At 69.6% G+C, this 24,828-nt stretch carries 19 protein-coding genes; 11 read left to right on the forward strand and 8 right to left on the reverse strand.

Annotated features, from left to right (window positions below; genetic code table 11):
* Positions 1-2,658, forward strand: coding sequence for an aminopeptidase N (gene pepN / locus ACNI3K_RS08320; RefSeq protein WP_419391416.1), 2,658 nt, complete (start codon positions 1-3; stop codon positions 2,656-2,658).
* Here the strand turns inward: pepN and malQ are convergent.
* Positions 2,655-4,796 (reverse strand): 4-alpha-glucanotransferase, encoded by a 2,142-nt coding sequence (gene malQ, locus ACNI3K_RS08325; RefSeq protein WP_419391417.1) that lies wholly within the window; start codon positions 4,794-4,796, stop codon positions 2,655-2,657. The two genes, pepN and malQ, sit on opposite strands and share 4 nt — an antisense overlap.
* Positions 4,797-4,861: 65 nt before the next feature.
* On the opposite strand from malQ, the gene ACNI3K_RS08330 reads away from it, so the two are divergent.
* From ACNI3K_RS08330 to ACNI3K_RS08340, 3 genes are read left to right on the forward strand one after another with little or no spacing between them, the layout of a single operon-like run.
* Positions 4,862-5,962, forward strand: coding sequence for a mechanosensitive ion channel family protein (locus ACNI3K_RS08330; RefSeq protein ID WP_419391418.1), 1,101 nt, complete (start codon positions 4,862-4,864; stop codon positions 5,960-5,962).
* A gap of 1 nt (position 5,963) precedes the next feature.
* Entirely contained in the window at positions 5,964-6,401 is a 438-nt protein-coding gene (locus ACNI3K_RS08335; protein ID WP_419391419.1) for a globin, read from the forward strand.
* A gap of 33 nt (positions 6,402-6,434) precedes the next feature.
* On the forward strand, positions 6,435-7,313 hold the full coding sequence (locus ACNI3K_RS08340; protein WP_419391420.1) for an acyl-CoA thioesterase: 879 nt from the start codon (positions 6,435-6,437) through the stop codon (positions 7,311-7,313).
* Positions 7,314-7,329: 16 nt separating this feature from the next.
* Here the strand turns inward: ACNI3K_RS08340 and ACNI3K_RS08345 are convergent, their stop codons facing one another.
* The 3 genes from ACNI3K_RS08345 to ACNI3K_RS08355 all read right to left on the reverse strand — a co-directional run bounded on the left by ACNI3K_RS08345 (position 7,330) and on the right by ACNI3K_RS08355 (position 11,758).
* Entirely contained in the window at positions 7,330-8,853 is a 1,524-nt protein-coding gene (locus ACNI3K_RS08345) for a sugar transferase (RefSeq protein WP_419391421.1), read from the reverse strand.
* Positions 8,854-8,924: 71 nt separating this feature from the next.
* Entirely contained in the window at positions 8,925-10,178 is a 1,254-nt protein-coding gene (locus ACNI3K_RS08350) for a glycosyltransferase (RefSeq protein ID WP_419391422.1), read from the reverse strand.
* A gap of 185 nt (positions 10,179-10,363) precedes the next feature.
* A complete protein-coding gene (locus ACNI3K_RS08355; protein WP_419391423.1) occupies positions 10,364-11,758 on the reverse strand; it encodes a hypothetical protein in 1,395 nt (464 codons plus the stop codon).
* A gap of 71 nt (positions 11,759-11,829) precedes the next feature.
* On the opposite strand from ACNI3K_RS08355, the gene ACNI3K_RS08360 reads away from it, so the two are divergent.
* From ACNI3K_RS08360 to ACNI3K_RS08380, 5 genes are all read left to right on the forward strand, one after another.
* Positions 11,830-12,492 (forward strand): YveK family protein, encoded by a 663-nt coding sequence (locus tag ACNI3K_RS08360; protein WP_419391424.1) that lies wholly within the window; start codon positions 11,830-11,832, stop codon positions 12,490-12,492.
* A gap of 131 nt (positions 12,493-12,623) precedes the next feature.
* A complete protein-coding gene (locus tag ACNI3K_RS08365; protein WP_419391425.1) occupies positions 12,624-13,718 on the forward strand; it encodes a glycosyltransferase in 1,095 nt (364 codons plus the stop codon).
* Positions 13,715-14,731 carry a glycosyltransferase family 4 protein gene (locus tag ACNI3K_RS08370; RefSeq protein WP_419391426.1) on the forward strand — a complete coding sequence of 339 codons (1,017 nt, stop codon included), beginning with the start codon at positions 13,715-13,717 and terminating at the stop codon, positions 14,729-14,731. Before ACNI3K_RS08365 ends, ACNI3K_RS08370 begins: the two co-directional genes overlap by 4 nt.
* The gene (locus ACNI3K_RS08375) at positions 14,728-15,606 is read left to right on the forward strand and encodes a glycosyltransferase family 2 protein (protein ID WP_419391427.1); all 879 of its coding nucleotides are present in this window, start codon (positions 14,728-14,730) and stop codon (positions 15,604-15,606) included. The genes ACNI3K_RS08370 and ACNI3K_RS08375 overlap by 4 nt, the downstream gene beginning before the upstream one ends.
* A gap of 19 nt (positions 15,607-15,625) precedes the next feature.
* A complete protein-coding gene (locus tag ACNI3K_RS08380; RefSeq protein ID WP_419391428.1) occupies positions 15,626-17,734 on the forward strand; it encodes a glycoside hydrolase family 16 protein in 2,109 nt (702 codons plus the stop codon).
* A gap of 10 nt (positions 17,735-17,744) precedes the next feature.
* On the opposite strand, the gene ACNI3K_RS08385 is transcribed toward ACNI3K_RS08380, so the two are convergent.
* Positions 17,745-18,770 carry a glycosyltransferase family 2 protein gene (locus ACNI3K_RS08385; protein ID WP_419391429.1) on the reverse strand — a complete coding sequence of 342 codons (1,026 nt, stop codon included), beginning with the start codon at positions 18,768-18,770 and terminating at the stop codon, positions 17,745-17,747.
* Between the two features lie 143 nt (positions 18,771-18,913).
* Between ACNI3K_RS08385 and ACNI3K_RS08390 the strand changes: the two genes are divergently transcribed.
* Positions 18,914-20,242 carry an oligosaccharide flippase family protein gene (locus tag ACNI3K_RS08390; protein ID WP_419391430.1) on the forward strand — a complete coding sequence of 443 codons (1,329 nt, stop codon included), beginning with the start codon at positions 18,914-18,916 and terminating at the stop codon, positions 20,240-20,242.
* A gap of 64 nt (positions 20,243-20,306) precedes the next feature.
* Here ACNI3K_RS08390 and ACNI3K_RS08395 read toward each other — a convergent pair whose 3' ends face one another.
* The 3 genes from ACNI3K_RS08395 to ACNI3K_RS08405 are packed head-to-tail and all read right to left on the reverse strand — an operon-like array spanning position 20,307 to position 23,360.
* Positions 20,307-21,302 carry a sulfotransferase gene (locus tag ACNI3K_RS08395; protein WP_419391431.1) on the reverse strand — a complete coding sequence of 332 codons (996 nt, stop codon included), beginning with the start codon at positions 21,300-21,302 and terminating at the stop codon, positions 20,307-20,309.
* Positions 21,299-22,294: a DUF6473 family protein gene (locus ACNI3K_RS08400; protein ID WP_419391432.1), complete on the reverse strand. Its 996-nt coding sequence runs from the start codon at positions 22,292-22,294 to the stop codon at positions 21,299-21,301. The genes ACNI3K_RS08395 and ACNI3K_RS08400 overlap by 4 nt, the downstream gene beginning before the upstream one ends.
* A 1-nt stretch (position 22,295) precedes the next feature.
* Positions 22,296-23,360, reverse strand: a complete 1,065-nt coding sequence (locus ACNI3K_RS08405) for a glycosyltransferase family protein (protein WP_419391433.1) — start codon at positions 23,358-23,360, stop codon at positions 22,296-22,298.
* 167 nt (positions 23,361-23,527) lie between these two features.
* On the opposite strand from ACNI3K_RS08405, the gene ACNI3K_RS08410 reads away from it, so the two are divergent.
* On the forward strand, positions 23,528-24,586 hold the full coding sequence (locus ACNI3K_RS08410; RefSeq protein ID WP_419391434.1) for a glycosyltransferase family 2 protein: 1,059 nt from the start codon (positions 23,528-23,530) through the stop codon (positions 24,584-24,586).
* Positions 24,587-24,828: the final 242 nt, after the last annotated feature.

Raw genomic sequence — 24,828 nt, forward strand, 5'->3', positions numbered from 1 at the left:
ATGCTCACCCGCGAAGAAGCCCTCGCCCGCGCCCACAGCATCGGCGCCGTCTCGTACGAGGTGCATCTGGACTTCACGCCGCCGGGCGACACGTTCCGCTCTGTGACCACCGTGTCCTTCCAGGCAGCTCCGGACACCTCCACCTTCCTCGACCTCGTGGGGCGCGTCCGGCGTATCGAGGTCAACGGCCGCGAGGCCAGCCCCGCCGAGGCGTATGGAGGGGGCCGCATCGCGCTGGCAGACCTGGGGGGCGACACCACCGTCACCGTCGAGGCCGACTGCGACTATCGCACTGACGGCCAAGGCATCCACCGGTTCGTCGACCCCGAGGACGGCAGCGTCTACCTGTACAGCCAGTTCGCGGCCGACGATGCGCGGCGCGCCTTCGCGTGCTTTGACCAGCCGGACATCAAGGGCACCTTCGCGTTTACGGTGACCGCGCCCGCAGCGTGGACGGTGGTGTCCAACTCCCTCAGCCCCGAGCCGGAAGCCGTCGCTGGAGGCGCGGACGGCGAGGCCGCGAACCGCTGGGCCTTCGCCCCCACCGTGCCGCTCCCGTGCTACGTGGCGGCCGTCGTGGCCGGTCCGTACGCATCGGCCGGCGGAACCCTGAAATCGGCGAAAGGGGACGTGCCCGCACGCGTCTACGGCCGCGCGGCCCTCTCCGACCACTTGGACGCCGACGAGATGATCGCGACAGTCCAGGCGGGGCTCACGTTGTTTGAAGAGGTGTTCGGCATCCCATACCCCTACGACAAGTACGACCAGCTCTTCGTCCCCGAGTACAACCTTGGTGCGATGGAGAACGCGGGCTGCGTGACGTTCTCCGAGGACCGCCTGGTGTTCCGGTCGCGACCATCCGATGCGATGCGCGAGTTCCGTACCAACGTCACGCTCCACGAACTCAGCCACCAGTGGTTCGGCAACCTCGTGACCATGCGCTGGTGGGACGACCTGTGGCTCAACGAGTCGTTTGCCGAGTTCATGGGCGCATGGGCGACGTCCAAGGTGACGCCGTGGACGGACTCGTGGGTCACGTTCACCGCGGAGCGCAAGTCGATCGCGTACGTGCAGGATCAGCTGCCGACCACCCACCCGATCGTCGCCCAGGTCCCGGACACGGAGGCCACGGTGTCCGCGTTCGACATGATCACGTACGCGAAGGGCGCCTCGGCCCTCAAGCAGCTGGTCGCGTTCGTAGGCGAGGACCGGTTCTTCGCCGGCGTCCACGCCTATCTGACCCGCTACTCGCACGGCAACGCGACGCTCGCGGACTTCCTTGACGAGCTTGAGACGGTCACCGGCCACAACCTCGATGCGTGGGCGGGCGAATGGCTCGAGACTCCTGGCCCATCGACACTACGACCGGTGATCGAGGAGCGGGACGGGGTGATCACCGCGCTGTCGATCGCCCAGGACGTGCCCGCAGACTTCCCCGTCTACCGGACACACCAGGTGCGTGTCGCCGGCTACGTTCACGACGGCGCCGCAGGAGGTTTCGATGAGGTGTGGTCTGCCAGCGTCACCGTCCACGGCTCGGTCACCGAGGTGTTGGCCGCCGCCGGCGAGGTCCGCCCCGACCTGCTGCTGGTCAATGACCGCGACCTCACGTACGCGAAGATCGTCCTCGACGAGGTGTCGCTGGCCTCCGTCACCGAGCACATCGCGGACCTGCGCGACCCGATGGCGCTGGGGCTCGTGCTGGACGCGCTGTGGCACATGGTGCGCGACGCGCAACTGCCCGCGGCCACCTATATCGACGCGGTCCTGGCCGCGCTGCCCGGCGTCGTCAACTCGGAGACGCTGCAGTCGCACCTGCGGACCATCGTCACAGCGCTCTCGCGCTACGTACCCCCCGCGACGGCGGCCGCACAGACGGCCGATGCGGCGGCACGGCTATGGGCGATTCTCGCCGATGCGCCGGCCGGCTCGGACCTTCAGCTCCAGTCGCTCAAGGGCATTGCGCGGGTTGCCTCGACGTCCGAGGACGCCGCTCACCTGGCGGCGCTTGCGGACGGCGACGCGTCCCTCGAGGGGCTGGACATCGACACGGACCTGCGGTGGGACCTGCTCGCAGGGCTTGCGGCGTGCGGCGAGGACGTCGAGAGGCGAGTCTCCGCGGCGCTCGACGCGGATTCCGGCGCGATAGGACGGCGCCGCGCCGCCGGCGTGGGGGGGGGGGGGGGGGGGGGGGGGGGGGGGGGGGGGGGGGGGGGGGGGGGGGGGGGGGGGGGGGGGGGGGGGGGGGGGGGGGGGGGGGGGGGGGGGGNGCGGGCCGCGTACGCGGCCCGCGGGGCTAAGCGAGAGGCGTGGGAATCGTTGGTGCGCCCGGCCTCGCCCGTGCCCAACGCCGTGCAGTACGAGGTCGCCCAGGGACTGGTGCGCGCAGCGGATCCGGATCTGCTGGTCGAGCTCGTGCCCACCATCCTCGCGGACCTGACGGAGTACTACGCCGCGAACGAAGGGTTCGTGGGCAAGCGGGTCGCCACCTACGTGTTCCCTGCCTGGGCGGCGGGGCGCGTCGACGGTCTCGAAACCATGCTCGACGCCTGGCTTGCCGACCACGAGGACGCCCCGTCCGTGCTGCGCAAGGTGGTCATCGAGGGTACCGACGAGGTGCGGCGCGCCCTGCGCGCCCAGTCACAGACCGAAGACTAGGAGCGAGCTCCGCGCACGGCCTCGAGCAGCCGCTGCAGCCGGGGGTGATCGAATAGGTCATCGAGCAGCACCGACTCGCCGTTGGAGTCCGCCAGCGGCACCTGCCAGTTCGGGTACTCGGTGTGCGTGCCAGGGTGGTTCTGCGAGCGCCGCTCCCCCACCGCATCGGCGAGCGACACCGCCGTGAGCAGTGCAGGCGAATGCATGGCGAGCTTGTGGACGGCTGCCACCAGGTCGTCCTCGTTCCAGTCCTCGATCAACCAGTCGCGCTCGCGCAGGTAGTGCACCAGCGCGTCCCGCTGGCTGTCGGACTCGGTCATCTCCGCGTCCGCGCCCCCGGCCAACAGCCCGAGCCCACGCCGCACCTCGATGTGCTCGCCCGCGAGGAACGCGGCGGTGGGCGGCAGGTCGTGGACGGTGACGGACACCAGCGCATCCGCGCGATAGCGCTCGGGAGGCGTGGGCGAACCATCCTCTTGCTTCTCGAACAGCGCCACGACAGTGCCGAGCAGCCCGCGGTGGTTGAGGTAGTCCGACACCCACGGCTCGAGGGTGCCCAGGTCCTCGCCGATGACGATCGTGCCCGCGCGGTGCGCCTCGAGCGCCAGGATGCCGATCAGCGCCTCGTGGTCGAAGTTGACGTACACGCCGTCGTCGGGCCCGTGGCCGTCCGGGATCCACCACTGGCGGAAGAGCCCCAGGATGTGGTCGACGCGCAGCGCACCGGCATGGCGCACGGCCGCACGGACGACGTCGCGGAACGGGAAGTATGCCGCGGCCTCGAGTGCCCGGGGCTGCCACGGCGGCTGCGACCAGTTCTGGCCGTGCTGGTTGTACATGTCCGGCGGGGCACCGACGTTCATGCCGGTGGCCAGCACTCGGCCCAGGGACCAGGCATCCGCGCCGTGCGGGTGCACCCCCACGGCGAGGTCGGTCATGATCCCGATCGACATCCCGGCCTCGGCCGCATCGGCCTGTGCGCGCGCCAGCTGCTCGTCCGCCACCCACTGCAGCCACGCGTAGAACAGCACGCGCTCGCTGTTCTCCTCGCGCCACGCCTCGATCGCGGACGAACGGGGGTTCGAGAACTCCGCGGGCCACGGCAGCCCCTTGTGCGCCTCGGAGATCGCGCACCAGGTTGCGAACTCCTCCAGCGCCGCTCCCTCACGCAGGCAGAAGGCCTCGAACCGGGCCTGACGTGCGGCGGAGCGCGGAGCCTCGAATACCTGCTCGAGCGCCGGGGCCTTGGCACGCCACGACGCGTCCCGGTCGAGCAGGTTCACCTCCGTGTTGGCGCGACGGGGGCGCTCGGACTCCCACTCGATCACGGCGCGCTGCTGCGACGGCACGTACGCGACCTCGGGGATGTTCTCGATGCGGATGTACAGGGGATTCAGGAACCGCCGTGACGTGGGCAGGTACGGAGACGGCTCCATGGGCGGCACAGGCTCGCCGGCGTGGAGCGGGTTGATGAGCATGAAGTCGGCGCCCTCGCGAATCGCGGCGAGCGCGCACAGGTCGCCCAGATCGGCGAAGTCGCCGATTCCCCAGGACCGCTCCGAGCGCACCGAGTACAGCTGCGCCGCGAGCCCCCACGGACGATCGCGCCGGACCTGATCGGGCACGGAGATCCGCTCGGGCGTGACGACCACCCAGCCGCGCCCGCGCCGCCCCGTCGTGGCGGCGTTCAGGCGGTGCCACCCGAGCGGCAGGTCCCCGGGCACACGCATCGTGGCACGGCCGACGTCGTGATTGTCGATGTGGCGCGGAGCGACGTAGATGTCGAGCTGTGCCAGGTCGCGCTTCTCGCCGCTCTCGAGCACCAGTCCCACGGCGACGGGCTCGCCGTCGGGCACGTGGATCGGCACCTCGACGGACGTGCCTTCGGTCACGACCGTGATCGGGGGAACCATGCGCCGCCACGGCAGGTCTTCAAGATCTGCGAGCGAGCGCTCGCATGCGACGTCGTCGCGCGCGTCCACGCCCATCGACGCGAGCGCCGCACGGATGGCGGGCGCTGAGCACGGCACGCGAGCGCCATTCCAGGCCGTGTAATCGACCGAGATGCCGCAGGCGCGCGCGAGCGCGGCCAGGGCAGGCGTGGGCAGCGGGCGATCGGCGTCAGTCACGTGGTCCATCCTGCCAGGTCGCCAGCGCACCAAGAAGGCACGCAACGGCCGATGCGCGGGTCGAGGGCCGCGTGATGGTTACCCTGGGAGGCGTGCTGCACCTCACCACCTCCCCCTCTCCTTCCCCCTCGCCCGTCGTCGAGTTGCCCTCGGGCGAAGACGTCGGGACCTGGTTCGGCAACGTGTCCCAGAACCTGATCGGGTTCGGCATCATGCTGATCGTCGTCATCATCCTGTGGTTCGCAGGCCGCGCTGCCATCAATGGCTTCACGCGTGCGATGGAACGCGGCGCGCCACTCGCGGATGCCCGGGCCCGCCGCGCGCTGTCTCGGGCGCGCATCAAGCTCCCGGACCCGAACACGGTCGAGGAGCGCCTCGAGGCCGAACGCCGCCGTCAGCGCGCGGGCACCTTGCGGAAGGTGCTCAAGTCCGCCCTGGCAGTGGTGCTGATCGTGCTCATCCTCATGACTGGTATGGCAGTGGTGGGTGTCCCCGTGGGGCCGATGATCGCCTCCGCGGGCATCCTCGGCGTCGCGCTGGGCTTCGGTGCGCAGTCGCTCGTCAAGGACGTGCTCTCCGGCACCTTCATGCTCATGGAGGACCAGTACGGCGTGGGCGACGTCGTGGACCTCGGCGAGGCCATCGGCGCCGTCGAAGAAGTGGGGCTTCGGTCGACCCGGCTGCGCGCCCTCGACGGCACCGTCTGGTACGTCCCCAACGGGGAGATCCGTCGCGTCGGCAACATGACGCGCATGTGGAGCCGCGTCATGATCGAGGTGCGGTTCGCCTACGACACCGACATCGAGGCGGCCCGGCAGGCCATGATCGATGCTGTCGAAGCGGCCAAGGCGCGCGAAGAGGTGGCAGCCGCAATCCTGGGTGAGCCGGAGGTCGCAGGCATCGAGTCGCTCGAGTACAACGCCATCATGCTGCGCCTCATGTGCCAGGTGAACCCGGCGACGCAGTGGGACGTGCAGCGTGAGGTGCGACGCGAGATGCGTCGGCTCTTCGCTGAACGTGACATCTCGCTCGCGGTGCCAGGAGAGGCGATGGTCTTCGACAGCAAGGCCAAGCGCGACAAGGTGGAGCTGCACGATTCCGCGCGGCCGGGATCCGAGACGGCGCCCACCGACGACGACGGCCGCCCCCTGCCTCCCGCCAACGACGAGGACTGACATGACGACACCTGGGATGAACATCGGCTCCGAGGCTCCCCAGGCCGAGGGCCAGAGCTTCTATGACGCGGTAGGCGGATACCCCACGTTCGAGCGGATCGTCCGCCGCTTCTACGCGGGCGTCGCCGAGGACCCGGTGCTGGGCCCGATGTACCCCGAGGAGGACATGGAGGGCGCGACCGAGCGACTCACCATGTTCCTCGTGCAGTACTGGGGCGGACCCACCACCTATTCCGACCAGCGCGGCCACCCCCGCCTGCGAATGCGACACCAGCCCTTCCACGTCAACCCCGAGGCCCGGGACCACTGGGTCGCGCTGATGCGCGACGCGGTCGCATCGGCCGACCTCGCTCCGTTGCACGCGGTCACCCTGATGGACTACCTCGAGCGGGCCGCCCACTCGATGGTCAACACCTTCGAGCCCACCCCCGAGGACTGAACCCGACCCGTTACCGGATCCAAGGAGCCACGCATGGAGCACGTCCAGGACGTCTGGGCCGATCAGGCCGTCGCATCGGGAATGGCGGTGCTCGACCTCCGCAGGCTGGGCGAGAACGAGTTCGAGGGCGACTCGCTCCCGATGCCCGGGGGCCGCGCGTACGGCGGCCAGGTGCTCGCGCAGGCGCTGCTCGCCGCGGGCCACACGGTCGATGGCGAGCGACCCATGCACTCGATGCACGGCTACTTCCTGCGCCCCGGCGACGCCTCCCGACCCATCACGTTCGAGGTCGAGAACCTGCGCGACGGTCGCTCCTTCTCTGCCCGGCGCACTCACGCCTTCCAGGACGGCAAGCCGATCCTGTCGATGATCGCGTCGTTCCAGCTGCCGCAGGACGGGCCTGAGCACTCCGTGTCCATGCCCGAGGTGCCGGGGCCCGATGCGGTGGTCTCCTCGGTCGACATCCTGGCGCCCTTCGAGGGCGATGCGCGGGCGGACTACTGGCTGAAACGCACCCCGTTCGACCTGCGCCACGTCGAGGGTTCGCTGCTGCTCCAGCCAGACAAGCGTCCCAAGCAGTACCAGACCACCTGGATCCGACTGCGGCGCCCTATCGAGGGATCCGACCTGCTGCACCGGGCGCTGCTCGCATTCCAGTGCGATCAGGTCATGCTCGAGCCGCTGCTGCGACGTCACGGTGCCTCATGGATGACGCCTGGCCTCAACTTCGCCAGCCTGGATCATGCGATGTGGTGGCACCGGCCAGCGCGCGCCGACGAGTGGCTGCTGTACGTCCAGGACGCGCCGACGGCGCAGGGCGGCCGCGGGCTCGGGGGCACGTGGGTGTTCTCGGAGGACGGCCGCCTGGTGGCGTCCGCCTCTCAGGAGGGCATGATCCGCATGCCCTCCTGAGGGCGGGACGACTGCGTCAGCCCGCGCTGTCACCCGGGGCGACGACCGCCTTCACCGTCCGCAGCAGGATGATGATGTCGGAGATCAGCGACCAGTTCTCCACGTAGTACAGGTCGAGCCGCACTGACTGCTCCCAGTCAAGGGTGCTGCGTCCGCTCACCTGCCACAGGCCGGTCATCCCGGGCCTGGCCAGCAGCCGGCGTCGTGCCGTGTTGGTGTAGAGCGCCACCTCCTGCGCGATCTGCGGACGGGGACCGACCAGACTCATCGATCCTCCGAGGACGTTGAACAACTGCGGGAGCTCGTCCAGCGAGTACTTGCGCAGCACCCGTCCCACGGGCGTGATCCGCGGATCGTCCTTCACCTTGAACAAGGGCTGTTCCGCCGTCCCCTGCTTCGCGAGCAGGTCCGCGAGCTCTGCGTCGGCGCCGACCCGCATGGACCGGAACTTCAACATCTCGAACGTCGAGCCGTAGTGTCCGATCCGCTCCTGCCGGTACAGCACCGGGCCGGGGCTCGACATCCGCACGAGCACGGCGAGAGCGAGCAGCACCGGAGAGAACAGCACGATCAGCGTGGAGGCCGCGATGATGTCGAAGGCACGCTTGAAGAGCCGCTGGTCCCGGCCCAGACGCGGAGTCTCGACGTGGATGAGCGGGAGTCCGCATGCGGGCCGGGTGCGGATCCTCGGTCCGGCGACGTCCGTGATGTTCGGCGCCAGCATCAGGTGCTCGCGACCGGGTTCGAGGCTCCAGCTGATCTCCTTCACCCGCTCCGGCGACAGGTCGTCCGTGCCGGTCACGATCACCGTGTCGGCACCGCACGAGACCATCGCTGATCGGACGTCGGCCACCAGCGAGTTCGCGTTGTCGGACGTCATGCACGCCCCGACTACGCGGTAGCCAGCCGCGGGCGCCCGCTCGAGCTCGCCGTGAATCTGACGCACCGAGGACTCGGAGCCCACGAGCAGCACGTGCGTACTCCAGCCCCCGCGGCGCCGCTGGGCCTTGAGCCACTGACGCCACAGCGCGCGCTCAAACAGCAGGGTGGCGAAGCCGGCCGGCATCGCGACCGCGATGAGGCCCTGGATAGACGGGTGGGGCGAGAAGACCGCGACGACAGCAATGGCCGCGACGACAGTGATGGTCGCCTGCCACATTCGTCTGAACTCCGTGGCCCCCGCACCGGTCACCCGATGGCTGCGAGTGTCCTCCATCGTGAGGCCCATCAGCCAGGCCGCGATCAGCGCCACGCTCGACACCACGGTGCGGAGGTCCACCTCCGCCATCCACAGCGCCATGGTGCCGGCCACGGTGGCCGTGACCACCGCCGAATCGGTCAGCTGGAGGATCCGCTTGTACCGGCGGCTCCAATGCGGGACCTCCGATGAGCCGCCCCTGTGACGCGCGCGCGTGCCGCCGCCGCCAGCAGCGGCGCCCGGGCTGCCCGCCCCGGCACCAGGTCTCGCGATCGCGAGGCCCCCATCGCGTCTGTCTCCGACCCCCGCCTCGAACGGATGTATGGGTTCTGTCGTAGTCACGTGTCTATCCCCCCCAGCTGTGTTGTGACACTCGCCGCCCGCGCCCTGATGGCGAGGCGTACGTCGGCTGATTAGCGCGCGATGTCCCCTTCCCTCGCTCGAGTCCCGATGGGTCGCTTGCGCCGATCGGCGACGTCCCGATGAACGGTGGTTGCCGGCCGCGCCAGCCTTCGGATGCGCCGTCGCGGCACTGCCTCGCGATACACCGCCGCGTACTCGGCGGCGGCCCGTGACGTGGCAAGCCATGCCGTGCCGCGGGCGGACTCGCTCCGAGCACGAGCGAGCTCCGTCGGATCCGCCATCAGGCTTCGCAGGGCTGCGGCCATCGCGTCCGGATCACCCGGCGGCACCAACCGGCCTGCGGCTCCGTGCTCGAGGATCTCGGGGACGCCCCCGACCGCGGTCGCCACGACCGCGCAGCCCGCGGCGCGGGCCTCCGAGACGTTGAGGCCGAACGGCTCGGCCAGTGCGGCGCTTGCGAAGATCTCGGACTGCTCGAGCTGCACCCACGGTGTCAGCGACGGGCCGAGGAAGTGAACCGAGTCCGTCAGCCCTGCCGCGCCTGCCTGCGCCTCAAGCACGTCTCGATCAGGGCCCCAACCCACGATATTCAGGTGCCACTGCGGGTAGTCGCCGGCGACGAGTTCGAAGGCCCGGATCAGGTCGTGGACGCCCTTGCGGCCGTGGAGGCCGGAGACGGCCACGATCCCTGGGCGGCGGAGCAGACCGAGGTCGTCGGGTGGCAGCTCTTCTCGGGCCGAGCCGATCGTGCCGTTGAGCACCACCCGGAGCTTGCGCTCGGGCACTCCCCGCTCGATCAGCAGTGCGCGCTCGGCTTCGCTCACGGCGACCATGACCTTGCCCGCCCTCATCAGCCACCAATGGGCATCGAACGAATTGTGCACCGTCGTCACAGTCGTGACACTCGTCACACGGCTCACGGCCCACGCCGCGACCGCAGAGGACATCATGTGTGCGTGGATGACATCCGCGTCCGTCTCCCGCACGAGCGACAGGAGGCGACTCACCGCCTGCGTGAACGATGCCACCGAGGTCGGCTCTGGCTGCTCGACCACCCGTACACCGTGGCCGCGCAAGAGTTCGTCATACGCCCCGGGCGCCGCCGCGAACCACACGTCCATTCCGGAATCGGCCTGGCAGCAGGCGAGATCCACCGCGACGTGGACACTGCCATTGCCCCGCTTGCCATGCTTGAGTGCGTGGATCACGCGCAGCGGGCGCTCCGAGCGCATGCCGGCCGCGTCGGCCGGCGCCGCTTGCGCGCCGCCGGCCTTCGCCCCCCCGGGCACTGTCCTCTTCCTCACGGTGACCCCCCCACACATCGCGACTGCTGTCTCGCGAAGCCGCTACGCGCCCCCTGTGTGACCTAGGTCACATTCCGGGAATATGGTACAGACGCTACTACGGCAGCCGTTTCGCGCAAGTTAAATGCTGGCAACCAGCGTGCGACGACGGAATGAACCGTCTGTAGACCCGCCGGAGGAGCGAGTCAGCGACGCGCGCGTGCCGGTCCGGCCTGAGCGTGAGGCAGTCGCACGCGCGAAGGTGAGCCAAGCGCGCGCACCCGGCCCGCGCGTCGGGCGGTGGAGGCCGGGCCCCTCGGCCGCGACTGCGCCACGCCATGAGCGAGAATCCCAAGGCCCAGCCACAGGATCCCCGACGAGTCCGAGAGGTCAGGGCTCGCGATGACCTTCCCGATCACGGCGGCGACGAGCGCCCACACCACGGGTGCGTGGGAGTGCAGTCTCAGCGCGGGGAGCGTGATCGCCAGCAGCGCCGCGACGAACAGGATCATGCCGATGACCCCCACCGCGCCGAGCAGGGTGAACACGAGAGAGGACGCCCGGACCGAACCCAACCCGATGCCCAGGCCCCAGGTCCGCATGAAGATGTCGAAAGATCGCGCATCGGACGTGGAGCGATCATCGAAGGAGGTCGACTCGAGCTTCTCGTCGACCTCCGCCGTGAACAAACCGACGAGCACGGGCAGCGCCAGCACGGCGCCCGCGATCACCCCGAGCGCCCCGACCGCGTTCGCACGCGACACGCGCAGATCGAGCCGCACCAGCCGCCATGCCATCACCGCGACTGCCAGCACGACCAGAACGGCGCCAGCCACGAGGAACGTGGTCGACGTCGAGACGAGCCCCAGGAAGATCGCGGCGGCCGCGAGCGCCACCGCTGCGACCCGGCGGGCTCCCCGAGTCTGCGAGGCCAGCGACACGCCGTAGGCCGCGGCCGCTATCGCCGAGCCGGCCAGGCCCGCCGGCTCGGAATGAATCCCCCGGAACCGCGGCACGCCACCGGGCGCCTGCTCGATGTAGAGAAACGACGGAGAGTTCGCGAACACCCCCTCGGGAAACGGGACGCCGGCGTGGATCGCCAGGTAGCGCCACAGCGCGAGCGCAATCCCCACTCCTAGCGGGATCGCCAGCAAGGACGGGGCCGTCGTGCGGGACCGCGCCAGGATGACGATGATCACGATCCCGAGTCCGAGGTAAAGCAGTTGGGCGATGTTCGACGAGTTCACGACGCCGGGAATCAGTGCCCAACGTCCCTCCGTCACGGTCTCCATCCCGGCGAACGCAAGCGGCGCGAGCAGCACCACCAGCGCTGACCACGCCAGCAGGACCAGAAGCAGCGTCACGCCGGGGATCTCGGCCAGACGCGGCGCGCCGGGCGCGCCCGAGCGCGCGAGCCACTGCAGGGCGAGCAGCGCCGCGCCTCCGAGCGCGACGGCATAGAAGGTCGGGAGCGCCTCGCCGCCGGCAACCACGGCGGCGCCGGCCGGTGTGATCGCGCCGATGGCCAGTGCACGCTCATACCTGCCGCTGACGATTCCGTAGACGACGGCGAGGGCCGTCGTGACCATGAGGAACGCCATGGTCGGTACGCTAGCGTGCACAACAGGCTCTCCGTCAGGGTTCTCGGAGCCTTGCTCGTCGGGAGGTGACGATGGATCTGAGGGATCTGACCCGTTTCGCGCTGGCCGGGTGGAAGTGGATCGCGCTGTGCGTGGCCCTGGGAGTGGGTCTCGCCGTCGCCTACCTCGGCTCCACACCGTCCGTGTACCAGGCGAGCGCGGCCGTGGTGGTGCTGGCCAATGGGCCCCAGTCGATCACCGAGGCGGAGCAGGGCGTCAACATGAGCGCACAGCTCGCCAACACCGTGGCGACGATCATCGACTCCCCCGCGGTGCTCGAATCGGTCAGCACGGAGTCGCTGTCCGTCGGCGAGCTGCTCGATATGACCGCTGCGCAGGCGCCACCACAGACGTCCTCCATCGAGATCGTCGTCGAATCGACGAACCCCGAGGTCGCCGCGTCAGTGGCGAACGGAGTCGCTGCCAGCGCCACAGAGATCGTTCCCGAGATGCTGGGCGACGACGGCGAGGAGGGCAAGCTGCCCGTCATCATCGAGGTCATCCGCCCGGCCACGGAGCCGGGCTCGCCTTTCTCCCCGAACGCCCAGGGCGTCATGGTGATCGGGACGGCGCTCGGTCTGTGCGCCGGACTGGCGATCGCGATCGGCCTTGGCGCCGCGAAGCCTCGACAGCGTGCGCGCCGCGTCATGATCCGGCGTTCTCGTCGCAACACGAAGGACACGATGCTCAGGTAGCGTCGACCTACGCGACCCGGCCACGTTCGGCCGAGGAGCAACCCCGGGGGGCACGGGGAGTGGCAATGGGGGGCTGTCATGCAGGGAAGCAGTACACGTATCGCGGTGACACCGGGGCTGTGGGTGCGCGCATGAGCGGCGTCCTGGTGCACGAGTGGATCGCCCAGTCGGGCGGGAGCGAGAACGTGCTCGAGGCCATGAGCACCATCTACCCGGACGCGGACATCGTTTGCCTGTGGAACGACTCGACCGGCCGGTTCGACCCTCAGCGGCTTCACGAGACCTGGCTCGCGCGCACCCCGCTGCGTCAGAGCAAGGCCGCCGCCCTGCCCCTGATGCCGCCCACCTGGAGGCGTCTGCGAACCGAGGAACACGAGTGGGCACTCATCAGCTCGCACCTGTTCGCACACCACGCGTACTCCGCTCAACCCGAGGTAGAGCGGTTCGTCTACGTCCACACTCCCGCGCGCTACATCTGGAGCCCTGAGCTAGACGCACGCGGGGCGGGGTTGCCGGTGCGAGCCGCCTCCGCATCGTTCAAGCGCATCGACCGCCGCCGCGCACGTGAGGGCGCGTGCTTCGCAGCGAACAGCGCCTTCGTGCGCGGCCGCATCCGCGCCGCGTGGGGGATCGATGCCCGTGTGATCCATCCCCCAGTCGAAGTCGAGGCCATCCAGGAGCGCGACTGGCCGTCCGAACTGGACGAGGCGGATCGGGCAACGCTGGACGCACTGCCGGACTCGTTCGTGCTCGGCGCATCCCGGTTCATCCCGTACAAGCGGCTAGACCTCGTGATCCGGACGGGCGAGGTGGCGAACATGCCCGTCGTGCTCGCGGGCAAGGGACCCGAGCACGCGCGCCTGCGCCAGGCGGCGTCAGCGGCATCCGTCGACGTGCGGTTCGTGCTTGCGCCGTCCGATGCGCTCCTGAGGGCGCTCTACTCCCGCGCGAGCCTGTTCGTGTTCCCCGCCATCGAGGACTTCGGCATCATGCCGGTCGAGGCGATGGCGGCGGGAACCCCGGTGCTCGCCCAGAGGGTCGGCGGCGCCGCCGAGAGCGTCCTACCCGGGATCTCGGGCGCGCTCACGGCGTTCGAGTCAGATGCGGACATCGCTCGCGCCCTGTCCGACGCGCTGGCCGTCGAGCGGTCGACGGTGAGGGCTCACGCCCTGCGCTTTTCACGGTCGCGCTTCGACGGCGAGATCCGGGAGTGGGTGGGGCGGTGACGGACGTGATGGTGAACGGAGCATTCCGGGGGCAGCGGGTGACCGGCCAGCAGCGATACGCCACGGAGATCGCTGACCGGCTGCTCTCACTTCCAGGCATCGAGGAGGCTCAGCCGAGCGGCCGGTGGTCGGGCACCTCCGCGCGTGAATGGGCCTGGACTCTCGCGCGCCTGCCGGGGCTCGCGCGCGGGTCGACGCTCGTCTCGTTGACCTCCCGCGCGCCGCTGGGGACCCGACAGGTGCTCGCCGTCCACGACCTCTTCGTCCTCACGCATCCGCAGTGGTACTCGCGCCGCTACGTCGCCACTCACGCGCCGGCCCTCCGGGCGCAGATCAAGGCCGCACACGCGGTGGTCGCCGTGAGCGAGCCCGCCGCCGCGCAGATCGAGGCGCATTTCGGGGTGGACGTCGTGGTCGCACCCAACGCCCCGAGCCAGGTCTTTCTCGACGGCGGACACACGGGAGACGCCGTGCTGGACAGGATCAAGGTGGCGGCAGGCAACTACCTGCTGGCCGTGGGCAGTCTCGACCCCCGCAAGAACCTGGCGCGCCTCGCCGCCGCCTACGGACGTCTGACCGCCGCTGAGCGCGCTGACACTCCCCTCGTCGTAGTGGGCGCGGGCGCCGGAATCTACCGGAGCGCCGATTTCGACTGGCCCGACGGCATGATCGGTGCCGGCTACGTCTCAGACGACGAGCTCGTCACTCTCTACCGGGAGTCCACAGCCGTGGTGTTCCCGTCACTCGCGGAAGGCTTCGGGCTGCCGCTCGTCGAGGCCGCTGCGGCAGGAGCACGCGCACTTGTCATCTCCGACATCCCGGTGTTCCGGTGGATCTGTGGCGAGGGCGCGGAGTACGTGGACCCCCGGTCTGAGGACTCGATCCTCCACGGCCTGCGCGCCGGGATCGAAGGTCACTCCCCCGCGATCGACATCGATGGAACCCGTTTCGACTGGGACGCCTCGGCGGCCGTGGTCGCGCAGGCGTGCGGGCACTCCGGAGGCACACGATGACCACGCTGCGCACCGCCGTCGTGCTCGCATCGGCCGGGCGCCCTGCCCTCCTCGCCGCCGTGATGAACGACGTCGATGGGCAGACGCACGCACCCGCCCAGCGCATCGTGTCCGTGCCGGATGCCGACAGCCTTCCGGCCGAGACCCGCGGGTGGACCACCGTGACCGGCACGCGCGGCCTCGCCGCACAGCGCAACTCCGGGCTCGACGCCGTCGACCCGGACATCGACGTGGTGGTGTTCTTTGACGACGACGCGGTGGTGCGCGCCGACTACCTCGAGCGTGCGGTGGAAGCCTTCGAGAGATCCCCCGAGGTCGTGGCGTTGACGGGGCGGGTGTTGCTCGACGGCGCCGCGCACTCCTCGGGCGAGGTGTCGGTGGAGGATGCCGACGCGGCACTCGCGGCGTCCTGGGAAAGGCCCACGACAGGTTCCATCGCACGACGGCGCACGCTGTACGGCTGCAACTTCGCGGTGAGGCGTTCGCTCGCCCAGGACGTGCGGTTCGACGAGCGCCTTCCCCTGTACTCGTGGCTCGAGGACCACGACTTCGCGCGCCGAATGCTGCCGCACGGTTCCCTCGTGACTGCGGACGATTGCGTGATCGTCCACCGCGGCGCCACCTCGGGAGGGCGTACCAACCACGTCCGGCTCGGGTACTCGCAGTTCATGAATCCCGTCTACCTCGCCCGCAAAGGGAGCTTTCCGCTGTGGCTGTCCGCGTGGGAGATTTTCAGGCCGGTGTCACGCAACGTCGTCTTGGCCGCCGTGGGACCACAGTCGCATTGGCGCCGCGAGCGCGTGCGCGGGAATCTGCTCGCGCTGCGGGATGCTGCGCGCATGCGAATCAAACCCGAGCGCATCATTGACCTGTGAGGAAGGGGGCCGGACCAGGATGAGGATTCGCACCGTGATCATCACCGCCGTTGCGGCGGCGGTGACCATCGCCCTCGTGGCGATGGTGCTGATCGTCAATCGTGCCGCTCCCGCGTCCGTGCCCGACATCGCGGTGACAGCCTCGTCGACCGATGCGGGCACGCGCGCGAGCGAGCTCGTGACGGCGGCCATCGCGACGCCCGCGCCGTCCCCGACCCCGGCGCCGGGCGTAGTCCCCTCGGTCGCTCCCGCCCCCAGCCCCGGCGTCGAGTCCTCGTCGCCCTCGTCAGGCGCAGCGACGTGGCGCTCCGACGGCGAGACCGAAGGGGCGTGGGTGACGCTCGAGTGGGACATTCCTACCCCGGTCAACCGCATCCGTGTGGACGGGGCCGAGGACGGCTTCGTGACGGCGCTCGTGACCTTCGACGACGGCAGTAATGTCCTCCTCACCCCAGATCTCAGCGGCAACGTCCTGGTGAACATCCCCGAGCGCGAGGCAAGCGAGGCGACGCTCACGTTCATTGAGGCGGCCGAAGGTGCGGATTCCGTCGGGCTCCGGGCATTTGTGATCGACGACTCCGGCGAGGACGTGGACGCGGTGCAGACGTCAGCGGTGACCGGATCGGACGGCTCGGGCGACCACCAAGCGGTGACGGACGGCGACCTCGCTGCCGGTGACGTGGGGCAGACATGGCGTCCGCAGGAGTCGCCGGCGTGGCTCGGGCACACGTGGCCGCGCCCGGTCACGGTGTCGAGCGTCCAGGTCGCCGGAGGGGTGTACGGCTTGTCCACGCCGGCGACCCTGGTGTTCAGCGACGGCAGCTCGGTGCCGGTGGCCGGGATCGGCCCCGGAGTGCAGCCGGTCACCACGGTGGCGTTTACGCCCCGCACGGTGTCGTGGGTGAGGCTCGAGTTGGAGTCGACCGCCATGGCGGTGGCCGAGTTCGCGGTCTACGGCCCCGGCACCACTCCCCCGTCGTGGCCGGCGGAGGAGGGCGTCGAGGTCGCGCCACCGGCTCCGCAGGACTGCGGGAGCACCGGCACGCCAATCGGCCAGCCACAGGACTCGGCCCTTGCCCTGGTGTGCCCCGCTCCGGGCGCCCAGGTGGGGCCGGAGGCCACGGTCGTCGTCAGCGGGCCCGCCGGCCAGCTACTGACGGCCTCTGCGTGGGTGTCCGACGGCGACGGCGAGGGGATCGAGGAGATCGAGAGGATGGTCGTGGGTGACGACGGCCTCGCCAGGCTGGAGATCGAGACGTCACAGCTGCTCTCGGGGCCCTTCGCCATCCGGCTCGAGGTGCCCGGGTCCGACGTCCCGCTCTACGTCCAGCTGTTCAACACGGGCGGCGTCGACGCCCCTGCGGACGGCCACGCACCCGAAGGCATGACCCTCCAGTTCGAGGACGACTTCGACGACCCCTTGTCGGTGACCTGGAACGGGCGCAGCGCCCGCTACGCAGGAACCAAGCCCGCTGGCGGGAGCGGATCCGAGTTCGGCGGTGCCGTCTTCATGGATCCGGCGCGCGATCGCGAGCTCCTCGCGACCCTCGAAGGAAGCTTGCGGATCCGCGTCGAGCCGCTCGGCGGAGTCGATCCGTGGGGATGGGACCGCACGTTCGCGAGCGGGCTGCTGTCCTCGACGAGGGTGGGCGGTTCGGGCTTCTCGGCCCAGTACGGCTACTTCGAGGCCAGGATGCTGGGCCCGGCGGGCCGGGGCACGTGGCCCGCGTTCTGGATGCTCGACACCGAGTCCGCGATCCATCCCGAGGGCCCGTCGGGCGAGGTGGACGCCGTCGAGTTGTACGGCCACCAGACCAGCAGCACCTGCCACACGCTCCACAACTGGCCCGTCGTGGAGCGCGAGGGCGTGGGCCCGCACTGCTCCGAACACCTGGGGCAGGGCGACTGGGCGCTCGAGTGGCACACGTTCGGCGTCAAGATCCGCCCCGGTGGCGCCGACTTCTTCATCGACGGCGAGCACGTCAAGTCCGAGGAAGGACTGTTGAGGGATGACCTTCCGTACTACTTCATGCTCAATCTGGCCGTCGACGGCGGCTGGCCGGTCATGCTCGACCCCACGGGCGGCACGGCAGACCTGTACGTCGACTGGGTGCGGGTGTACTCATGACGAGCCGAACTCACCCGGGCGCGACCGCCGCAGCGCGGCGAAGGAACCCGGTCCCTCCTTGCCGGAACCGCGCGGCGATCAGACGCCGGGCGAGCGGCCTCGGCGCCATCAGGGTCGCGAGCGACCATCCCGACACCATCACCCGGTGCGCGATGCCCTCGGGGCCGGGCGCGAACGGCGCGCTGAGCGCATTGCGGAACATCCGCCAGGCGGAGTCCGTCGGGATCGGTCGCTCGTGCGGGCGGAGCCGACGATGAGCGACGCGCAGCTGCAGAAGGTGGCGCCCCCGGAAAAGGGGCCGCAGATCGTCCAGCTCGGACCCCGAGACCTCGAGAGCAAACAGGTGACGTCGATAGGCCTGATCGATCTGCTGCGCGAACCGGCCCTCGTCCGAGAGCAGGAAGCTGCGGTTCTCGCCGTGCTGTCGGTAGCGCACCAGGGGCGTGGACAGCGTGACGACGTCGCCGAGAAACGGCGCGGCGGCGAGGGTCGAGGAGTCGGTGTCCTCACCGCACCGGCCGTCCAGCGGGAAGAGCCGCTCGAGGAACTCGCGCGAGTACGCGTTGCCGGAGCCTGGGGGCGTGGGGTAGGCGCTCGTGGCGCGCATCCACGTGCGGATCTGGTCCGGCGTCGGCACACGGTCGAAGGCGGGGAACACGCCACCGGCGGGATTGCCGTGCCTGTCGATGCGAGTCATCGGAAACTGAACCTTGCTGATGCCCGGCCCCCACGCATCGGCGATGTGCTGAGCAACCGAAGGCTCCAGCACGTCGTCGGAGTCCAGGAAGATCACCACGTCGCCCGTCGAGGCGGCGAAGCCCGTGTTGCACGCGACGCGCGGACCGGCGTTGTCCTGGAAGATCGCGGTGATGCGGGTGCCGTAGCTCTCGATGACGTCTCGCGAGCCGTCGGTGGAGCCGTCGTCGACCACCACCACCTCGACATCCGGCCAGCGGACCGCCAAGGCGCTGTCGATGGCCGCCCCCACGAACGCCTCGTAGTTGAAGTTCGGCATGACGACACTCAGTCGACGCATCGGGCCCCCCTCGATGGTGAACGGACCGCGTCCGGGCGCCCCGAGGAGCGTCGCAGTCCGTCGTGCCAGCAGTCTATTCCGCTCCTCGCGCTGGCGTGGGTCACCGGCTCGAGCGATCCACGCCGAGGGGAGGAGAGAATCTCGTGACCACCACATCGCAGGCGGGGCCGAGCTACCGGCGGGCCACGCTGATGATGACCGCAACGAGCATGCTCGTCCCCCTGGGCGGTCTGGTCACCGCGCCGGTGCTCGCCCAGGGACTCGGGACCGACGGGCGCGGAGAGTTCGCGGCGGCGCTCGCGCCCGCATCGCTCATCGTCGGTGTCGCGACCCTCGGCTTGCCGGAGGCGTTGACCTACTTCCTTGCCAAGCGACCCAGCATCACGCGGCGGGCGCTGCTGTGGAGCTCGCTCGCCACGGTAGGCCTCGGCGTGTTGAGCGTCCTCGTCGTCTGGTGGGCGCTGCCGTTCCTGTCCGCCGGCGACCCCGAGTTGGCACGCCTCATCCTGCTCGCGACGATCTGGAACGTGCCCGCGCTCGTCGTCGGGCTCATGCGCGGTGCTGCCGTCGGCCGGCAGATGTGGGGAGTCGTCGCGTGGGAACGGATCGCGATGACCGTTCTGCGCGTCGGGGCGCTCGTGGGCCTGCTCGCGCTGGACCGGCTCACCGTCGAGACCGCCGTGATCGTCGGCATCGCCATGCCCATCGTCTCCGGGCTGGTGTACGTCGGGCTGCTCGCGCGCCCACCTCGCGACGAGGACCAAGAGGTGGAGGATCCACGCGTGGTCGGGCCGATGTTCCGGTACGGATCCGTGGTGTGGCTGGGCGGCATTGCCACCATGGTGATCGCCCGCCTGGCCTCGCTGCTGATGCTGCCGCTGTCAGACGCCGAGCAACTGGGCCTGTACGCCGTCGCGACCACCATCGCGGACGTCCCGCTGCTGGTGGCGATGGCGATCCAGGGAACCCTGTTCGGGGTGAGCAGCAAGACCACGGACCCGTCACGTGTCACCACGACCGCGCGCCTGACGCTCATCATCGGCGCCGCGGGATGCGTCGTGATGGCGGGCACGCTCCCCCTGTGGCTGGGACCGCTGTTCGGCGAGGGGTTCGTCGATGCGACGGCGCCCACGATCATGCTGCTGGTGTGCGCGCTCATCGTGATACCGGGCCTCATGGCGTCGAGCGGTCTCGGCGCGTGGGGCCGGCCGGGCCTCAGATCTGCCGCTCTCATCGTGTCGCTGGTGGTGAACGTCGTCGCGTTCCTGCTGCTGGTGCCGACCTACGGTGCAGTGGGAGCCGCGTGGGCCGGAATCGCCAGCACCACCGCGCTCACCGCCTTCGCGGTCGTCACCGCTGCGCGCGTCATGCACGTGCCCGTGAGCGACTTCCTCGTCCCGCGGCGCGCCGACGTGGTGCGGTGCTGGACAGAGCTCACGAACGTGGTGCGCCGCGTCAGCCGCCGCGCATGATGCGGTCGCGCCTGGCCGCCTGCACCTGGCGCGGCCAGGCGGGAGGGGAGGGGTCCGTCTGTGATCACCGCACTCGTGCGAGACGCAGGGGTTCGGGCAGCGCCGCAGGCGGAGTCCACGCGAGACCGTAGAGCCTCTCCCACCAGGGGCCCGCCTCGGCCTCGATGCGGTCCGCGTCGTGAGGATCGAGTCGCTGCCGCCATGCTCCGGCGACGGCTCGGCTGTCGCGTTGGAGCGCGTGCTGGCGGTGCTGCGTGGGATCGACCTGCGTGGCCGTGGAATCGGCCTTCACCTTGCGCGCGATCCGCTCCGTCCAGTCCAGCCCGAGGTAGTCGAACAGGCCGGTGAACTGGGGAATCGGCTCGTTGCACACGTTCTCGTGCGAGAGATACAGCCAGTCCGGGTGCTCCTCGTGCAGCATCAGCGCTGCCTGCGCGAAGATCTGCCATTGCAGGATGAGACTTCCCAGGCGATCGTCGGGGTTGGCACGATGTCGAGCGATCTCCTTGTCAAGAGGCCCGGTGAAGCGGTCGCGGAGCCCGGGCTGCCGGAGCAGGCTGTCGACCTCGTCGGGCCATCCCAGCTTGAGGTAACTGCTGATCATTCCCGCCGGGTGCCGCACCATCATCACCACGAGCGCATCGTGGCGCGCCGCGAGCCATTCCGCGGCAAAGAAGGCGAGCGGATCCTTGAAGAGCGTGCGCCGGGCACTCAGGTAGCGCATCGGCGCTGTGGAAGCCTCGTGCACCGCCAGGTGCGCGGGCAGCTCGGAGCGAAAGCCGGTGCCCAGTCGCAGGGCCCTGGCGCTTGCGCGCACCCGGCCGCGCAGCCTTCCCATCTGCACCAACGCGGAGACATCGGGGACCGCGTCGACCGCGGCCGCGGGGTCGATGTAGGCGTAGCGTTCTGCCAGGTCCAGCGGGTGCGGCGCCTCGTCGTTGAACGGTTCGTAGAGATAGAAGACCTCGCGAGAGCTGCCCACCGTGGACCCCACCCAGGTGGTTCCCGAGCGCGGGCACCCGGTGACGACGATGGGGCGGCCTTCCGTGCGCTCGCTCACACCGCGCCTCCCGTCTTGGGCAGCGTTCGTACGGCCGATGCGCGGGCGAGGGCACGGCGCACAGGCGCGGCGAGTGCGCGGGCGGTGTCCTCGTGCATCTCGGGCGAGGGGTAGTAGGCGTTCTCCGCGCGCTCCTCGGCAAGGTCCTGACGGTCGCGGCCGAAGTCCACTCGCACCGGTGCGCCCGTGAAGCGGCTGACCAGTGGCTGAGGCGATCCGCGCCGGGTCGTGGAGTCGACGTAGTCGCCAGCGAGCGGGCGGATGGCGCGCACCATGGACCGGTTCACGAGCTGGGGATAGTCACCGAACATGGCGTTGACGTCGTCGTACCGCTGCCACCACCACCGGGCTCGGTCGGTGCGATGCCAGCCCGGTCGCCGTCGCGACATCCATAGGAGAGCGGTGGGCGCCGTGATGCTCGCGAACAACTCGCGATAGCTGTCGATCCAGTTGCGCCGAGTCTCCGCAAGCACACGTCTCACCTCCGGCGGTCCCTTGACGATCCTCACCGCCTTACGCACGGGACCGGGCAACCACGCCAACCGTGCATCCGCCTCCGCCAGCAGCGATCCGTAGGCGTGCGCGGCCGCCACCCTGTCCCCCGTCGAGCGGTCCGTGAGGTACTCGAGCCCGCCACTGGCGAAGCGCGAGTTGTCCTCGCTGCGCGCGGACATCACCTGGACCACCACCAGCGCGGCATCGTTGATGACGGCGAGCAGCTCGGGATGACGTGTGAAGAATCGCGGCCCGGCGCCCCCGTAGCCGAGGTTGACGACCGGCATGCCCCACTGCTCCTCGAGCAGCGCGGGGTAGGGCCGCTCGCAGAAACAGCCAAAGGTCTGCGCGGCACCCAGGCAGACGATGTACTGGCCCGGCCTCAATGCTGCCGGCTCGGGTCCCCGAAACCACAGACCGGATCGATGGTCCTGGTACAGCCGGTAGTCGACGATCTCCCAGTCCCGATCCTGATATCCCGACAGGTGCTCGACCACGTCAGACCTCCTCGCTTCGCGCGGCATGAGCAGTGGCCGGGTCTGGCCCCTCGATGGTGACTCCGAGGAAGCGCCCGTACGCCTCGCGGCATGCAGCATCGCCGAACTCGGCAATCGCCTGGGGCGTCAGGTCGACCGTACGCATGGTCGACCACTCGCGTGCCAGCTCGTTCACGCGCGGGCCGATGTCCGCATCGTCCGCGAATGACACGATGCCAGTCATGCGCCGCTGTGCCCACGCGATGAACGGAGTCTCGCGCGCGAGCACCAGTCGCACGTGCCCCACGCCGGCGAAGAAGGCGCCGCTCACGAGGTTTGCCCCCGCTCGATGAGGCAGGAGCAGCACGTCTCGCGCGCCGAGGGTCGCGAAGAACTCGTCGTCGCTGAGAAAGCGGTCGTCGATGGTGACGGCGCCTTCCAGAGCGCGCCTCGCGACGATGGCGCGCAGCCTGGCGATGTAGGCGGGATCCCCGGTTCCCGCGATCAGCAGCGGCACGTCAGGCGGCCAGCCCTCAAGCACGGCATCGAGGCACTTGTAAGGGCGGATCGCTCCCATCGCGGCGATGGAAGGCACGCTGTGCGAGGACAGAGGCGGCGAGCCGGTGGGCTCCGCGTACAGCGGGTGCGGCAGATACGTCGCGCCGTACCGGGCGGCGAAACTCGGATCGTGGACCACGCGCGAGTCAGCGACGCGGCGCAGGAGGCGAATGGCTCGGGTGGACAGCCATCGCAAGGAGTCCTTGACGTCGTGCACATCGTGATCGTGGACCACGTAGACCACTCGCGCGCGGGCGAGAGCGAGCGTGACCACGTAGACCGCGAACTGAGCGGCGCCAAGAACGCTGACTCGGCGCTGCGCCTTCCCCTTCTTGAACAGCCTGTTCTCGAGCCAGTGGACGAGCACCACGTTGCGAGAGTTGGTCAGCCCCCAGCATCGCCCCTTGAGTAGCGCCCCGAGCGACAACGGTCGGACTTCACAGCCGAGTCCACGCAGCACCTCCTGCTGGCGCGCGATGTACGGGTTCTCGGTGTTCGAGAACGGGCTAACGAAGACGATTGGATGCACGAGCGCCTACCTCCCGGTCCCCCACTCAGGCGGTGCACGTGGCGCGCCCGGAGCGCACCCGTGAGCCCACATTATCGAGCGCACGCCACTTGGTCGAGAGCGGACGCGGCGCCCGCCCACGATGGGCCCCTTGGCGAGCCCCGGAGGCGACCCGTACATTGATCGGCATGGGGGGACAGTTGCAGACGGACGCGCACGAACGCGTCTCGGCGAGCTGGGCCCAGATCGTGCGCCATGGGGTGGTCGAATTCTCAGCGGCGACGGTGCGACGGTTCTGGAAGGCCCGCGAAGTGAGCGCGGTGCGCATCCGGCCATCCCTCGCGCACGCCCGCCTGGTCGCGGTCATCGTCGCGCAGAACGAGGCGCCCCGCTTCCCGTACCTGATCGACTACTACCGCCGCGCGGGAGTCGAGCACTTCATCGTCATCGACAATGAATCGACGGACGGGCTGCAGGACTACCTCATGGATCACGAGGACGTGACGGTCTATGCGGCGCATGGGGCGTACGGGAGCGCGCGCTACGGCAACGACTGGATCAATCACGTCGCCGGACGGCACTGCCACGGCAAGTGGGTGCTCTACGTGGACGCCGACGAGATGCTCGTGGTGGCGGGGCCATCACGGAACCTGCCGGAGGTGTGCGACGCCCTCGAGCGCCAGGGCCGGCGCTCTCTCCACACCCTCTTGCTCGACGTGTACAGCGACCGGCCCGCATCGGGCAACATCGTCGAGCCCGGAGCCGATCCGCTCGACACCTGTTCTCTCTACGACACCGCGGGCTATCAGGGTTTCTTCGACCCCGTGTCCCTCACCACGTGGATCAAGGGAGGGCCCCGCGCACGGCTGTTCTTCGACGACATCCACGACGGCCCGGCGCTCAACAAGACCCCGCTCGTGCGCTGGAAGCGTTGGTATGCGCTCGCACAGTCGTCGCACCGGCTCGTGCCTCGCGCGCTCAACCGTCAGTCAGAGCACCTCGAGGGCGCGCTGCTCCACTTCAAGTTCACGTCGATCAACGCGTCGAAGTTCACCGATCCAGGCAATGTCGCGCGCCATACCGCGGAGTACTCTGCATACTCCGAGATCGACTCCGTGGATTTCGTCGGACCGGCGACTTCGACCTACGAGAGCGTCGACGATCTTGTCTCGAATGGGCTCGTTGCACCCCTGGACCCATCACTTGAGTCTGAGAAAACGCGGCCTTTACCAAACCGTGACACTTGACGCTTCAACTGCGAGCTACCAGGGCCTTCTCTAAGCCCGCCCCGTCACGATGGCACCCTTCTCGCACCAGGCACTTGAGTTGCCCCGGCGGGGTTGATAGCGTCAAGTAGCCGTTTCGGGGTCCGCGTCAGTCACGACCGAAGCGCCAATGACAAGCCCAGGCCTCGTGGCTGCGCCCAATCGTGGAGCGCGCCGTGGTGGCGAGCAATGGCGGCGGCACCTCGTCGAAGCCATGCGGGCCC

Source organism: Demequina ureilytica, from assembly GCF_048553575.1.
In the GTDB taxonomy this organism is placed as follows: Bacteria; Actinomycetota; Actinomycetes; order Actinomycetales; family Demequinaceae; genus Demequina.